At 66.9% G+C, this 15861-nt stretch carries 11 protein-coding genes; 10 read left to right on the top strand and 1 reads right to left on the bottom strand.

Annotation, left to right across the window (positions count from 1 at the left end; translation table 11 throughout):
- Window positions 1–292 precede the first annotated feature (292 nt).
- On the top strand, window positions 293–1315 hold the full coding sequence (locus NS4_RS27540) for a C40 family peptidase (RefSeq protein ID WP_169811824.1): 1023 nt from the start codon (window positions 293–295) through the stop codon (window positions 1313–1315).
- A gap of 216 nt (window positions 1316–1531) precedes the next feature.
- Here the strand turns inward: NS4_RS27540 and NS4_RS27535 are convergent, their stop codons facing one another.
- The gene (locus tag NS4_RS27535; protein ID WP_063062405.1) at window positions 1532–3787 is read right to left on the bottom strand and encodes a hypothetical protein; all 2256 of its coding nucleotides are present in this window, start codon (window positions 3785–3787) and stop codon (window positions 1532–1534) included.
- Window positions 3788–4260: 473 nt separating this feature from the next.
- On the opposite strand from NS4_RS27535, the gene NS4_RS27530 reads away from it, so the two are divergent.
- From NS4_RS27530 to NS4_RS27490, 9 genes are all read left to right on the top strand, one after another.
- The gene (locus NS4_RS27530; RefSeq protein ID WP_063062404.1) at window positions 4261–6498 is read left to right on the top strand and encodes a hypothetical protein; all 2238 of its coding nucleotides are present in this window, start codon (window positions 4261–4263) and stop codon (window positions 6496–6498) included.
- Between the two features lie 9 nt (window positions 6499–6507).
- Window positions 6508–9207 carry a hypothetical protein gene (locus NS4_RS27525; RefSeq protein WP_063062403.1) on the top strand — a complete coding sequence of 900 codons (2700 nt, stop codon included), beginning with the start codon at window positions 6508–6510 and terminating at the stop codon, window positions 9205–9207.
- 35 nt (window positions 9208–9242) lie between these two features.
- Window positions 9243–10733 (top strand): PPE domain-containing protein, encoded by a 1491-nt coding sequence (locus NS4_RS27520; protein ID WP_063062402.1) that lies wholly within the window; start codon window positions 9243–9245, stop codon window positions 10731–10733.
- Complete coding sequence (locus NS4_RS27515; RefSeq protein ID WP_245665785.1) at window positions 10730–11092, top strand: YbaB/EbfC family nucleoid-associated protein; 363 nt, start codon at window positions 10730–10732, stop codon at window positions 11090–11092. The genes NS4_RS27520 and NS4_RS27515 overlap by 4 nt, the downstream gene beginning before the upstream one ends.
- The gene (locus NS4_RS27510; protein WP_063062401.1) at window positions 11089–11775 is read left to right on the top strand and encodes a hypothetical protein; all 687 of its coding nucleotides are present in this window, start codon (window positions 11089–11091) and stop codon (window positions 11773–11775) included. The genes NS4_RS27515 and NS4_RS27510 overlap by 4 nt, the downstream gene beginning before the upstream one ends.
- Before the next feature lie 17 nt (window positions 11776–11792).
- A complete protein-coding gene (locus tag NS4_RS27505) occupies window positions 11793–12161 on the top strand; it encodes a hypothetical protein (protein ID WP_063062400.1) in 369 nt (122 codons plus the stop codon).
- 29 nt (window positions 12162–12190) lie between these two features.
- Window positions 12191–12496 (top strand): hypothetical protein, encoded by a 306-nt coding sequence (locus NS4_RS27500; protein ID WP_063062399.1) that lies wholly within the window; start codon window positions 12191–12193, stop codon window positions 12494–12496.
- Between the two features lie 9 nt (window positions 12497–12505).
- Window positions 12506–15103: a hypothetical protein gene (locus NS4_RS27495; protein WP_063062398.1), complete on the top strand. Its 2598-nt coding sequence runs from the start codon at window positions 12506–12508 to the stop codon at window positions 15101–15103.
- 89 nt (window positions 15104–15192) lie between these two features.
- Window positions 15193–15861, top strand: a 669-nt coding sequence (locus NS4_RS27490; RefSeq protein WP_245665783.1) for a type VII secretion target, incomplete at its 3' end; no start/stop codon positions are given.

The following is a 15861-nucleotide window of genomic DNA, read 5'->3' as shown; positions in this document are numbered from 1 at the left end:
GCCGGGGGCACCCACGCCACCGCCCGGTGCCCAGCCCCCGAACGGAACCGCTCCTCCGGTCGGTTCCGCGTCTGCACCCCCATCTGCGCCCGCGCCCGCGCCCGGGTCCGGTGCGGCGGTATCTCCCCCTCCGGCAACGACGCCCCCCGCGCCGGCCCCCTCCTCCGCGACCACTACCGCTCAGGCGCCACCGCCGGTAGCCGCGCCGCCCGCTGCGCCTCCCGCCCGGACCGAGGACCGGCCGGAACCCGAACCGCTGGTCGACCCGGAGACCGTGGCGCAGATGGCGCCCATGGCGATGATTGCCGGCGCCGCTCTGCTGCCGATGATCGGATCGGCGTTGTCGGGTCTGCTCGGTGGCGGTTCGGGTGGTACCGTCGCTCCCACGGCGGCGGCCGGCGGCACGGCGCTGGATCCGGAGTCCCAACAGGCCATGAAGGCGCTGAAGGCGCTGGAGTCCGTATACGGCGAGGGGGAGCCGGCCGACCCCGGAATGAAGAAACTGCGGGAAAAGGTCACCGGTGCGGACGAGGGCACCGGCGACGGCCCGGCAATGGTCAAGGCGAAGCGGTTGTTCCAGGCCAACCGTGCCACCGCCTTCAACAATCTGGACAAGCAGTTCGTGAACTACCTGTCCACCGTGGGCGCCTCGAACAAGGTCGACCAGAACGCTATACGGCGGCTGCTGAAAATGACGAACGAGGCGCTGGCCGAGCTGGGGCCGATGGCCTACACCAAAGAGGGACAGCAGAAGGTTCGCCGGATCCTGACGGCGGCTCTGCAGACCGCGCACAAGATCGTCTCCGGAGGTACGGCGAACAACGGCGACACGGCCTCGGCGATAAATCAGCTCACCAACCAGTACCTGTACAACATCATCGGTAAGCAGTTGCCCGGCGGTGTGAAGTTCGCTGCGGCATCGACTGCGCAAGGTGTACAAGCCGGACAGGGCGGTTCACAGCGTGCGCAGATCGCCGTGCAGAACGCGCTCGCCCAGATCGGCGACCCCTATGTGTGGGGCGCGGAGGGTCCGAACAGTTTCGATTGTTCGGGTCTCACCCAATATGCCGCCAGGCAGGCGGGTGTGAACATCCCGCGGGTGGCCAACGACCAATACCGGCAACTGCCCGCGGTCAATCCCGGCGATATCAAACCAGGGGACCTCATCTTCCCGTCCACCAGCTGGAAGAACGGTCAGATGGGTCACGTGATGATGTACATCGGCAACGGGCAGGTAGTACACGCGCCGAGAACCGGTGAGACTATCAAGGTTGCGAGTCTCCCGCGTAGTTACGAGGCCCGTCGCTTCGCCTGAGCGGAAGGCGCGGCCCGGGGGCGAATCCACCGGGCCGCTTCTCGACCGATAACGAATCCAGAGGTCCGTCGCCCCCGCTCGGATCGCCTCGGCGCCGGCGACGACCCAGCGAGTACGGCGGCCGACCGTGCTCGATCGGCCGCGGTACTCGCCCCGGGTAGGGCGATATAGGAATCCGTGGTCGGCTGCGGGAAACCCGCGCGGCGCGGACAGTCTTTACGGATCCCAGGGATCGAGGCCCTGAACCGGGTCCATGTGGTCCAGGTTCGCGAGCCGGTGAGCCCACTGCGTGACCAAGCGGCGATTCATGTCTGTCGGGTTGGCCTCGTAGCTGTGCACGGCCTGCTGGAAAGCTGTCGTCACCTCGGTGGCAATAGTCCAGCGAGTGGCCCGGCCGACCGAGTTCCATTCTCCCGCTGTGATGGCCTGCTGCAGCCCGATATCCGAATCCCAATTCTGCCGGACCCGGTTGATGAACCCATGGTTGACCGGGACGCCGGGCGGGGGTGCATTCGTGTGTCGGGCGAAATTGTCCGCCGCGACGACCGCCTGCGCGGCGAATGCGTTGCGCAAGTCGACCGGATCGCTGGGCCGCATGTGATTCTCGATCGCACGAGAGGCAGCGAGGGCCTTCTGTAGCGGACCCCAGCCGTAGGGATTCGACGACATACTGGACTTCTGGGCCGCTGCCGCGCGAAGCGCATGGGACACCATGACATCCGGTCCACCGGAGGCTATCAACGCCGCGGCCATATTGCCGTCCGGGACCCGGTTGTCACCGAGGCCGTCCAGTGCGTTGGCGATACCGGCGGCAGTCCCCATCCCGCCGACCTTATCCGCTCGGGTCTTCGCCTTGAGCAACCAGTTCGCCCGGGCATGGTCGCCCCACTGGTAGGTGTCCATCCGGGATTCGGCAGTTATCATATTCGCCAGGTCAGACCGCTTCCTGCCCCGTGCCAGCGGGCTGAAGGGACTCGGTGTGGCGGCCATCAGCCACGCGGTGACGGGCGAACTGTTGACGGTGTTCAGGGCGGCCATGGCGGCCAGGCCGCTCAGTGATCCGCCGCCGCCACCGCCGCCGCCACCCATACCGCCCATCCCGAGCGCGGTACCACCACCACCGCCGCCCGAGCCGCCACCGCCGCCCTGGATAGCCAGCGAGAACCGGTTCGCGATCCAGTCGTTCCCGCGGGACAGACTGCTGTTGAGCCGCCGGACCTGTGAGATCGCCACGATTTCCACGACGCAGGCGATGACGATGACCGACATCACCTGCCCCTGCGCTTGATCGAAAAGGTTGCTCATGAACAGGATGTACACGCCGAGAAAGATGGTGAACACGGTCATCCGAGCGGCGGCGATCAGTCCGTCGACGATATTGCGCACCAGGAAGGTCTGGGTCGGGCCGTAGATGAAGCCGCCTGCCGCGAAACCGAATATCGACATGAAGCCGTGGTAGATCGTGTTCATGGCCGCTTTGATGACCTTCAACGCGAGGTAGATCGCGAAGGCGAGCAGCAGTGTCGCGCAGACCAGCAGGATCAGGCCGGTACCCACCTGACCCATCGATGGATTGTCGGCACGGGCGTACGCGGCGGAGTTGCACTGCTTGATGCCCTTCAGGATGTTGTCGTCCTTACCCGAGAGCACGCCCGAGGACCAGGCCGATTCGCAAGCCGCATAGTTGTCGACGACCTGACCGAAATTCCATACCTGTACCGGTTTCCGGGCGAAATTGTCCGCCAGATCCTCCTGCATGGTCTTCACCAGCAGCACCGGGTTGGGATTGTTGTCGCCGGTGAGCCCCGCCGCGACCGAGATGCCCACATCCCGGCCCTGGGTGAGCAGGCCGTCGGAGGACAGCACATCGGCGAGGGGTTCGGCCAGGAATACCGGGCCGATGATCGCGACCCCCAGCATGGTGATCACCTGCATGGTGGCCTTACTGGGGAAACCACGGACTATGAACCAGGCCACGAAGAAGGTGCCGATGGTCGCGGCGGTGATCAGCATCATCGGAGTGGCGAGCTGCCGGGAGAGCGCGGCGGCGACACCGTTGAGCGCGTTGGCGAACATATCGAGCCAGGTGAAACCGAAGGCGAAGCCGATTATCCAGATGGCTGTGGTCACGATGGCCATATAGCCGACGAATTCGAGGCCGATCAATGTCCACAACACGGTGTAACCGGGATTGAGCAGACTGCCGCGATTCGAGGCGAAGGTGTAGCTGGACAGCGGCACTCCGTTGGAATCGGTGATGTTCATCCAACCGAGGCCGTCGATCTGTGAGACGCCGCTGCTGACCTGCGCGGTCGCGACGACGCCGACTATTCCCGGGAATACGACGAAGAGAAAGAGGATGGCCGACAGCCACAGCGCCCGCCGATGCCAGGGACGCTCGCCGAGCCAGTCGCGGGCACGTCGGACCAGCGTATCGGGATACCAGCGCAGTGGGTCCCAGCCGGTGTCCACGCCGCGGCGACATCGGAAGTCGCGGGCACGAGCCACCCGGGGAGAACGAACCGGCGCCGTCATATCGCGCTCACCGCCGGGTACCGGTGCTGACGACCCGTGATGCGGAGTTGTCCGGTGACACGACGAGAATGTTGCCCGAATATCTTCCGGCGACCGTTGGCCGCCGGCCGGGTAGAACGCAGGTTCATCCGGGTGTTCCTCCTGCGCATGAATCCGGGCCTCGATGGAAGAGGGCATTTTTCGTGCACGTCAGTCTACGGGTCGCTGTCTCGATGATGACCTGTCGTACCAGGTCACCGCTTCCCCTCGGTGGGAATCCCGGACAATGGGGCTGTCAGGAAGGAGAGGCGCGCATGGTCGGCTGCCGGTGCCCGCGATCTCGGCTCCGCCGGACCGAAATCCCCTGCCACCGCGCCGACTACGACCGTATGACGCCGACGGCCGGCGTCCCGACCTGAGGCAGGTGAGAAGTGGGCCTCTGGGACGCAGTAGGTGGTGTCGTCGAGGGACTCGGCGATGACCTCCTCATGCGCGGCGTGAGCATCGCGGGGTTCGCGCTCGGCGGCCCACCGGGCGCTGCACTGGCCGGCGGTATCGTCGGTGGTGTCACGGCCGGCCTGAAAGGTGAGAATATCCTGCTGGGAGCAGGTCTCGGAGCCGGGGGTGCGTTGATCGGTGGCCTGGGGGGTGTCGCGTTCAGAGGTCCGGCCAAGGGTATGGTCGGTGGGCTGCTCCGTAGGCAACATTCACTCGACATAGCTCGGCGGATGACGGGACCCGGTGCGGAGAAGATCGCCTACAACCAGTCGGGGCTGTTCGCGAAGACGATTCCCGAATGGCTCGGCGGCGCGCATTTGTCGCCTTGGAAGACCCGCCTCGGTCTCATCGGATCGTTTTTCGCTCCCGAATCCACCGCTTTCCTCGAGTCGATCCCGGATAAATGGCATCGGCACACAGGTTATCCCGAGATCCCGTTGATCGATATCAGCGAGGAGGAGCTTTCCTCCATCCCGGACAAGATGCCTCATATCATGATGCCCGATCCGGCTCGGTTGCCGGAGGGTCTCGAACTCACCCCGCCGGTCGAGGCGAACTATCGCACCCTGCCGACCGCCTATGCGGGGTACTGGGACACCTTCGGTGAGAAGCCGGGGAAACTCGACCCGCCGAAGGAACTGAACGTCAGTGATATCTCGGGTGAGGACAAGGCCGGGGTCACCAATTATCCGGAAAAGGTCGAGAAAATGCGCAAGAAACTTGCGGATTTGCGATCCAAGGCGCCGAAGATCGAGGAGGTGAACCAGCAGACCAGCCAGTTGTGTGGTGCGGGCCGCAGCGATTTCGCCGCGGTGGTGGAGGCGCTGAAGAGTTTCGCCGAATTGGACCCACGGGGTCTGAAGTTCATCGACAGGCTTAATTCCGAGTACTCGCAGAAGGCGAGTCCGTACAGTGGTCTACCGGTATTCCGGGTGGACCCGAAAAGTTTGAAGATGTTGGGAGCCGTCGCGCCGAGCGAGGATGCCTACGCGATGGTGCTGGTCGAAGCGGGTTACGGGAACGCCGCGTCCATACTCGGTTATTACGTGGAAGCGTTCAAGGCGCTGGGTGCCGCGACCGAGTCCGAGAAGCCGACTGCAGAACAGAGCGGACAGCCATCGGGATCCCCGCAGAATACGCCCGTGGGAAATGGCACCTACCCCGTCTACACTCCTGCCGCACCCCAGCCGGGGCCGACCGCGCAGACGAGTCCGCCGGCGGTCCCCGCACCAACCCCGTGGGATCTCACGAGCGACACCCGGTCGAAATCGGACGCGAATCGATCGGCCGCCGACCGGGCCGGCATCGGCACCGGCGCCGATCCACTCGGCACAGCAGCCGGCACGCCGGAGGCCACCACGACTGCGGCCGCAGCCACACCCATTGTTACCCCCACGGTGCCCCCCCCGGCCGATGGAATGAAATCCGCCTTCCAATCGATGCTGCTCCCACAGCTGATGCAGACCATGCTGGGACAGACTCGTCGGGGAGCTCCGGACGAGCGGGAGACCGGCCACCGGGTCGAGCGTGACCGGCCTGACAACCGAGCGACAGTGGCGGCGGTCCCCACCCCGGCGCCCACGACGAACGCCGCGCCCGCCGCACAGGCACCGGGACAACCGGCGGCAGCGTCGAACGGCGACGCCAAGACCGTGTCGGCTCGCCCCGATTCCGGGCGCCCGGCCGGGAAGCCGATGCCCGCGACCGTATCGGAGGGCGCGGACAATCCGGTCTACACTTTCCCCGACAGCCGGACTCAAGAGGTCTCCCCGGTGATGGTGGGGGTGCTGAACGCGGCATTCGGTAACGCGGCGGGCACCGACGCCCGTAGTGCGTATACAGGGACACCCGCCGAGTGGACCGATTCGAAACGGATCGGGCGCCGGATCGACTCGAACGAAGTGATGACCGGCGATGTCTGCGTCTGGGAGGAGCGGACCGCCGTACTCGTCAAGTTCGACGGCCAGGACATGCTCGAAGCGGTGGTCGACGGCGCACTGGTGAAAATCGCGGATCTGTCGCAGATGCGTGACGGTGCAGGCGAGTTCGGCGGATTCGTCGGTATCTTCCATCCACCCGGAATCGAGAAGGTGGCAGACAAGTCCGCCGCGACTGCCGTTCCCGGCTCGCCGGTCGACCTGTCCGCACCCGGCGCTGTGGCATCTGTGTAGGAGGGGTAAATGGTCGAGTGGAGGGATGTAGCGGGGTTCGGGGTCGACATGCTGGTGAGCTATGGCGCCGAACATGTCTTCAAAGGCCCCAGCGATAGTCTCATAAAAAAACTCGTCGTCGGGTCGGCCTCCGGTGGATTGGGTGCGGTGGCGGGTGATGCGGTCGCCAACGGCGGCTTCAACCTCCAGGATTCACCCAAGGCATTCCTCTCCGGAATGCTCGGTGGCGCGGCCGGTGCGGGTCTGGAACGACTCGCCACCAAGGGGTTGGCGAAAGGGAAGACCACCGCTGACAATGCGCTGGCCGAAGCGCAGACGGCCAAGTCGACGGCCGACTCCGAGCGGGCGGCTCTCGACAGTGCGGAAGCTGCTCGCGATTCCGCGCGGACCGCACTGGACGATGCCAATAGTGCTCTGCAGCAGGCGAACGACAAGGTCAATAGGCTTCAAGCCAAGGTCGACGATCTGGAGGCCCAGTTGGATGCCGACCCGGGCAACGTGGCCTTGCAGCAGCGATGGGCCAGTGCGGATCGGCAACTCGAGGATGCGGTACGCCAGGCTGATGCGGCCAAGCAGGCCCGCGATGCGGCGAGCAAAAAATTCGACGAAGCCGACGACAAGCACACCGAGCTCGATGGCAAACGGAGCGAGCTGGACAAGGCGAAGAGCGACGCGGAGGCGGCCTTCAAGAAGGCCGAGGAGGCCGCGAAGGCGGCCGGTAAGAATGCAGACAGATTCGAAAAGTACGGTCGCGGCTCACTGGTAGGTCTCGGCTCGGCGACCGCCATGATGCTCGGTGAGCACGGCCCGCCGTGGGAGTGGGGATCCGATGGATCCGGCGGGGACACACCGGGAGCCGCGGTGAACAGGGTGACCCTGGTATGGGACGGCTACAAGCCGGCCGCGGCGGTGGGCCTGATGGGGACGCCTCCTTTCCAGCAGGGCTCGTCTCCCCAGCAAGGACAGGGGTTCCTGCTGAGACCGGAGAAACTCAATCCGAGCATTGTCACGTGGTACGGCGGCCCTTCCAACTCGTTCGCGTACTCGCTGGTGGATACCTATGAGATGTTCGGCGATCTGAAGAAGAAGCAAGAACTGAAGGTGTCGCCGATTCCGGCGATGCCGACCACGGTGCAGGGTGCCACCGGTCCCAGCGCCGGCGGCGCCTCCTATCGCAACGTATCGGACGCGCTCAACGATGCGGGGAAAAAACTCACCGATACGCAGCAGAGCGTGGTGAGTGTGCTGCCGACCGTCGAGGAGATCAGCAGGCGCGGCAAGGAGAACATCGGGAAGCTCATCGTCGGCGTCAACAGGTTCATGGTGGAACGCTTGCAGACCGGTTCGGACATCGAATTCCTCACCGTGCTGGGTCAGGGCTTCACCGAACTCGCCAACGAGATCCAGAATGCCGCGATGGCGAGCCAGAACGCGGCCGATCGCGTTCAGCTTCCGACCGCGGAGCAGGACAGGGCCGCGGCCCAGAACCTGGCCAATTCGGTCGGTGGCTTCGCCGGTCAGCAGTACAATCCGGGCTTGACCCCCGACAGCTCGCAGATCGGCGTGAACAACCCCTGGAAGCCGGGCGACCTCGGTACCAGCAGTGCTGCAACGCCGGATCCCTCGGCGTTCAAGGATGCCAGCGAGAAGTGGCGGGACAAGGCCGAAAACCTGGCGGGCGCGGCGAACACCCCCCCGAACGTCAACCCCATCTCCTACGATCCGGGCGCCGCCTTCAACCCGGGCGCCTCCCAATTGGGGTCCGCCGGATCGATGGGCGGGGCGGGCGGGGTGGGCGGCCTGATGGACATGTTGATGCCGCTGCAACTCATGGCCCTCCAAAGGGGAATGCGAGACGAGGCGGACAAGGATATGTCCGACCAGATGGAGGATCTGGATCCATCCCGTTTCGACCAGGCCGCCGTCGCGACCTTGCCGCAGGCGCAGCAGCCGGTAGGAACCACGCCGTGGTCGAATCAGGCGGCCGCGAACAACGCCGCCGCCACTCCGGCCCAGCCCGCGGTGCATCACCCGGCCGGTGCCCCCAACGGCGCCACCTCCACCCAGCCCGGCACAGCGGTGCCGAAGCGGGTGCCCGGGGAGGACGGTCTCGTGCCGTACGCGTTCCCGAAGGAGACCCAGCGCGTCCCGCTCGCTGTGGCGCAGGCGTTCGACAAGGCGCTCGCGAACAAGAGTGGTACCGACGCCCAGGTCGCGTATCAGGGAACCGCGGGGGCGTGGACGAATTCCAGGGATATCGGCGAGGCAGTCTATCCGCCGAAAACCGGCGATGTCGCGACCTTCATCATCCGGCAGCCGAAGAGCGAGCCGCAGAAGGCGGAGCCGGTGCCCGCGCAGAGCGGTGGCGAGGCGCAGATCCAGCCCGCCGCAGTGGTCACCGTCGGTGGCGATACCGCCGAGAAGAACGAACCGGATACTGGTTCGAGCGGGGACTCGCAGTACCGGACCGCCCTTCTCGTCGTATACGGAGACGGGGAAACCGGCACTGTCGAAGCTGTGGTGAACGGAGAGTTCCGGCAGTTCGAAACGGAAATGTCCGATACTGGAGGTGACTTCGGTGAGTTCGCCGGCTTCAAGCACCCGAAGGGTGTGGAGGCCACGGGCGACACGGGCCAGGACAGTGAAACGATGGCGACGTCCGGAGACCAGACCACGGCCGATATACCGGTGCTCACGATGCCGGTCTAGCGGTTGTGGAGCCACGGTGTGAGAGGAGATGAGACATGCCATTGAATGTCGATCTCGGTGAACTGGTATCGGTCGCGGGCCGATCGGCGGACCTCGCGCGGATCACCGGAGCCGCGATGCCACGTGAATGGGTGCTGCCCGCGGGAGCCGACCCCATCTCTGCGCAGGCAGTTCCGCAGCTCAACGCCCAGGCCGCGACGCTGTTCAACGCCACTATCGGGGTGCTGAACAAGATCCAGCGCGACGCCCATCACATCGGTGCGGCGGCGACCCAGTATTCGGTGGCCGACGACGAGGGCGCCCGCCTTCTCAACGCTTCGGGGCGTGAGCTGGTCGCCAACCCGGTGCCGGCCGTGGAGCCGGTGGGGTACCGGCGCGTGCCGGAAGGGTTGAGCAGTATGCCCGTGGTCACCGGGGACCCGCTGACCCTGGCCAAGCAGCTGCACAACGGTCCGGGGCCCGAGCCCGCGCACCGCTTCGCGGATTCGGTACGGCTGTTCAACGCGAGCTCACGGACCCAGGCATCCGCCGATATGGATAGTGCGAGTTCGGTCCTGCAGAATTGGACGCCGGTGGGGACAGAGGTCGCCGAGCGATTCGCCACGTACCGCGGCTGGATGGACCAATTGGGGGACGCGATGGAGAAGTTGGCGCAAGGGGCCGAGAACTACGGCAACGCCTTCTCCCGAGCCAAGGCCAAACATCCCACCCCGGAGGAGATCCTGGCCGCGCGCAAGCGGATGCTGGCCGCGGCGCGTGCGAAGAACGAAGCCGCGCTCGCCGCCGCTACCGCGGAATACAACGAATTGAACGTACGATCGGGCGAAGCCGCGGGGTCTTACGCCACCGAGACCGGTACCAGTATCGCGAATTCGTCGCAGGGGACCGCCGCCGCGGCGCAGACACAAACCGGTTCCGGCGGTTCCAGCGATACGCTCTCCCAGATGCTGCCGATGCTGATGAACATGATGCAGCTCGGCAGCAACGGCCTGGATCAGGCCGATGACATCTCCGAGGACGATTGGTACGACGATTCCTTCGACGACTACGGTCTCGGGGGTTACGGGGTACCGTCACTGGGCGGTCCGTCCGGCGGGTCGCCCTCGCTTTCGCCCTCATTGCCCGGCAGCACGATTCCCAGCGCGGCCGATGTACAGGTTCTCTCGGCCACAACCGCGATGCCGTTGACCGCGGCGACCGGCGGCAACGTCGGGTCGCCGGCCCGGTTGCCGATGGGCGACGGCGGAGCGGGCGGTACTGCCTACGGTCGCGGCGCCGGTGCCGGTACGCCCATGATGCCCATGGGAGCGCCCATGGGCGGGGGGATGGGTGGTGCCGGCGGCGCCGGTGGCGGGAACGAGCGAAACCGAGTGGTCGCCTGGCATCCCGACCGGCTGATGTATGTCGACGACACCCCGCACACCGAACCCGTTATCGGGGAACGGCCCACCATCGCGCCGACGGTCACCCAGCCGACCCCGACGCCGGCCAATCAGGCCCCGACCCGCTCCGGAGGTAACGCATGAGCATCCACCCAGACGTGCAGGCCGCGCTGGACGCGGCCCGCGAATTACGGCATCGCATCGCCGATATGCGGGAGCGTATCGACGACGTGCGTGCCCGGCGGCCCTCGCCCAGCGGCACCGTCATCCCGGAGGTGGATGCCATGGGGCGGCTCACCGGCCTGTACCTGGCGCCGGGTACCGCGGGCCGCTTCACCAGCGAGGAGCTGGCAGCCGAGATCATGGCCGCCATCCGGGAGAGCACCCGGGATGCGGCCCGGCAATACCAGGTGATCATGGAAACCGTGATCACCGAGCACGGCGCGGCGGAAGACGCGGCGGACGGTCGTGAGTCCGCCGGGATCCCCGAGGCGGTGCGGTGACCGGTACCGAGGCCGCGGAGGCGGCCGACGATTCGGTCTCGGCCGCCGATGCCATCGGCTGGCTTCACGAGGAAGGTCTCACGCGCCTGGCCGCGCTGGGCTCCGGCTCGCCGAACCCGGCCGTCGCCTTCTCGGTCGATGTCGCTACCGGCATCGTCACCAAATATCCCGCCGCGAACGGCGGTATCGGCGCCGATTCCAGCACGGTCGCAGCCGATGATCTGCCCGCTCCTCTGGACAGCTCCAATCGGCTGGTGGTCGTCGGTATCACCAGCACCGACCAGATATTGGTGGTCGATCTGGCCGGATCGCTGGTCATCGGGATCAACGGTGACCGGCCCGAGCTGGCCGCACGGTCGTGGGTGATGCAGTTGCTGCTGAACCCGAACATCACCGTGACCACCAATAGTGCCGATGTGGCGATCGGCAGCAGTCCGCGATGCCGCAAGAGCTTCATACCCGGCGGCAGTGGTTCGATCATCAGCGTGGACGACGGTAATCCACCGGTGACCACGGTTTCGATGAACTCCGATGTCGAAGGGTCGGACTACCTGGACCTGCTCGGCGACGGCACCGGTGAAATGTACCTGGGAGCGCGGGTATGGCAGCTGCGGCTGGTGATGACCATCGGCGACGCCGCGTGGTCGGCGCTGTCGCAGACCTTGGACCGGGCAGCCGGATAGATTCGCAGGAGAAGAAGATGAACGACGATTTCGACTACGACGATATCGAAGACGAACAGGACGAAGGTGCGGCCACCAAATCCGCGGCGGCTCCGCAGATACACGAGGTGTTCAACCCCGATCACACCGTCGGAGTGGCCTGCGACCGCGACGGCGAGATCGTCGGGTTGCACATCACCGACGAGGCGCAGGACAACGGTGACAGCTGGTTGAGCGCGGAGATACTCAAGGTCGCCGGTCTCGCGCACGCCAAATCGCGCCTCGGCCTGCGGCGGGAGATGGAGTCCAACGGCGCTCGCTCCTACACGATCGACTCGTTCGGCCTGCCGACCGAGGCCGCCTATCAGGCCATGGAAGACGAGGCTTTCGGCCTCCGCCCCGCCTGACCCCCGCATCGGACAGACAGGACACGACCATGGTGAAGATCCTTTCCCTCGACGCGGTGAAGGCGACCGTCGGTGACGCCGCCGGGGCGCTCACGGTGATGACCGACGATCTCGGTACGACCGTGGATTCGCTGGCGGCCGAAATGAAAGGTGGCTCGCCGCTGGATGCCGCCACGACGGCGGTGCGGGAGGTGGTTCTCGATCTCTTCGCGGCCTGGACCGGTGACGTCACCGAACAGTCCGGTATCACCGTCGAGGCGACCGGCCATGGCACAACCGTTCTGGCCAATGCCGATGACGACGGTAGCGCTACCGTGCGCTCGTCCGCGGTCTGACCTGACACGATGGCGCCGGAGCAGACGAGTCCGTACTGGGATCGGATCGTCGGGGAGAACTGGCCGCAGACACCGCCGTCGGCCTGGCACGGGCTGGCCGACAACGCTCGTGAAGGTGCCGACGCCCTGAATCCGATCGACGTGGCGAAGGCGCGACGCGCTTTCGAGGAGACGGTGCAGCAGTCGGAGGGGTTGGCGGAGATCCGACGGGCGCTCGTGGCGCTGGAGCAGAATCCCCGGGCTGCCGCGACGGCTCTCCGGGCCGCCGCGGATACCTTCGACACCATCGGTGATGTGGTCCGGCGTACCCGCAATCAGATCCTCGACGTGGTCGGCAATGCCGCCGAACGGATCGAGCAGGCCACCCGAGGCGACAACACCGGCGACGGCGAAGAAGGCGACGCGGCCGAGGCCGAAGCCGATCGCCGGGCGACCGAGGCCATCCTGTCCGACGCCCAGGGCGATGTGCGCGATATCGTCGCAGCCGCCCTGAATTCGATGGGGCCGCAGGGGCTACCGAGGCTGGACGATATCGCCGAAGCCCTCGGGCAACCGGGACCGTGGCGCAAGGGTGGGGGCGTTCCCGGTGTCGCACCCCGCAGACCCGGAGCGCCCGGCAGGCCCGGCCGGCACGATGGCGTTCCGCGCCACCACGGGCCGGGGTTCGAACCGGGACCGTGGGTTCCCGGCCACGACCGCCCCGTGCGGCCCGACCCGGTCCTCGGGCAGATCCTCATAGACCTGATCGACGGCCTGCTACATCCGGAAACAGCTCCGACGGTGCTCGGGCCGCCACCGGATCTCGACGTGCAACCACCGGTGGGCGTAGAGGACAGCCCGCCCGTGCTCACGGAGCCGGCCGGGCAGATCGATACCACCGGTGCTGCGCCTGGGGTGACGAACCCCGAATCCGCCGGACCCGGAGTCCCGCAGCCGGGACAGCAGGTGCAGAACACGACTCCTCCGGCCGAAGCCGGTGAGGCCGGTGCGGAGACCGGCGTCGACACGGCTGCTGTCGACGAGTCGCCCGAGTCGAGCGAATCGACCGAATCGAGCGAATCGAGCGAGTCGACCGGATCCGAATCGCCGAGCACCGAGGCCGGTAGTGGGTCCGACGAATCCGCGCGGCCCGACCGTGAGATCTCGGCCCACGATGGTGCCGATACGCCGGAGGCCTGGGCTTTCGGCAAGCAGGCCGGCGCGCACGTCACTTCGGAGTCCGAGGCGGAGAATGCGCCTCCCGGCGCCGTACCGCCGGTAGCGCCGGCGGCGATGGGCCCGGTCTCGGGTACGACCACGGCTGCGGCGGTACCCGGCGCCGGTACCGCGGCTGCGGCGAGCGGTCCAGCGGTGAGCGGCCCCGCCTCCACCCCCGCGGCGGTGACATCGGCACAGGCCGGCCGGAGTGCGGTGGGACCGATCGAAACGCAGCGCGGGTCGGGCGCCACCGGTAAAGCGCTTGCCTCGGCCTCCCAATCGGGGGTCACCGCGACGCCCGTCGGGAAGCAGCCGGTGCCGGTGCCGGACGGTGATCCGGGCGCCGGGAAATCGCGTGGGCCGGGAGATTCCGTACAGGATGCCGTCGGCGCCGCCATGATCGCGGCTTCCGCGCCGGCCTTCGTGGTCGGCGAACGCGTCGACGGGGACCTGGTCCTCGCGCGCACACTACTGGGCGGGATTCGTGCGGCCACCGATTCCTGGGTCGTCGGTGTGGATTGGGCAGTGGCGATTCTGCGCCACTCCAGCGGGGTCAGCGCGTTCGTCACCTCGAACGAGGGCCGCGGCTGGTTGCCTGCCCGGCTCTATCTGCCCACCGAAGTGTCGCTGCCGTGGCTGTGGGCGGTATCCGAGGGGTCCGGGTGGGAAGGTACGGCGGACCCTGCTCGGATCCTGGTGGAGTTCGCGATCGCCTGGGGCGCGAAGTCCGGCGCGAAATTGTCCGCGCTGGCCTCGTCGCAACCCATGGACCCGGTTCTCGCCGGGCGGCTCGGCACCGTCGCACTGGCCGGGTCGGTCGCGGCCTCGGACACCATGGATCTGCGCCGTCCTGCCCCGGGCACACTGGATCGTCTGGGGGTCACGTCATCGCCGCGCCTGCTCGACCGCGCGACCAAGGTCGGAGACCGCGATATCGCGGTGCGCTGTCTGGAACTGGCGGTCGACGCGCATATCCGGGTCCAGCGTGCGGAACTCGCGCCCGTGGACACGATGGAGGCACCGGAGATCAGATTGCGTATTCTGCGCGCTCTGCGCGACGGCCGCGATTTCGCCGACAGTTGGTGGGAGGAGCTCCAGGATGTCGACGATCTGATCGCAGCGACCGCGCTAGGGCATCGTGCCGACACCAGCCGAATCGGACTCGGGGAGCTCCGGTCCGGCGCGGCCGACCTCGATCCGGGCTCGGACTTGTCGATCTTGCGCGCCCTCACCTTCCAACGCCGCTGCAACGAGTTGGTTCTGCTCCTACTGGAGGAGAAGTCGCGCCAGACAGTGCGCGATTCGGTGTACACGCACGCCCAGGTGCTGGGGCATCCGCTGTTCGCGGCGCCGCCGGCGGCCCCACCGGCTCCGCGGCGGTCGACGGTCACCACCGGCGTCCGCCGGTAGAGCAGCGCCTTCGCCTACCGGCGAGTATTCCCAAGGTTGGGGAGAATCGACAATGAGGAGAATCGCTGGTGGGAAAGGATTGATCGAGCATGCCGGAACGGTTGGAGATCGACCCTGCGGTACTGCGTCAGCTGGCCCTTCAGCACCTTCTGGTTGCGGCGGAGACCCGGGAATGGGCCCAGCCACCCACTGAATGGCTCGCCAACTTCGAACCCACCTACGGCAAGATCGCCAATCCGGTCAAGGAAGCGCTGGAACGGTACTACGACGCCCGGCTACGCGCGGGCGAGGCCCTCGCCAGAGAACACGAGCAAACCGCCGCCTCTCTGCGTGAATCCGCGGATGCCTACGAGCGGGCCGACGCGGAAGCCGCCGCGAGCCTGAGCCCTTCGAGCGAGAACGCCGGTGGCCGTGTCGGGGCATTCGGCGATCCTGTCACCGCGGGGTTCGCCCCCGGTTCGACAGCCCCCAACAGCCAGATGGGTGCACCTGTGGTCACCGGTCCCGGCACCAGTGCCGGTATCGGCCCATCGACTCCTCCGACGCAGATGGATCCGGCGGTCGCCGCGAACGGTGCCGCACAAGGTCCCGGCGGTGCCCCGCCCGGACAAAGCCAGAGCGGCGTTGCGGCCGGGGGCGTCACCGCTACGCCCGGTATCGTGGCGCCCGCTGAGCACACCACGGGCGCGGGAACCGCACCGGCCGGGACCGGCAACGCGGCCTCCGGCGCCCCGGCGGGTACCGGCGCGCTTCCGCCC

Origin of the sequence: Nocardia sienata NBRC 100364 (genome assembly GCF_001613205.1) — a bacterium.
Lineage (GTDB): Bacteria > Actinomycetota > Actinomycetes > Mycobacteriales > Mycobacteriaceae > Nocardia > Nocardia sienata.
Note: the sequence above shows the minus strand (reverse complement) of the source record. Positions and strands in the feature narration are given on the sequence as shown.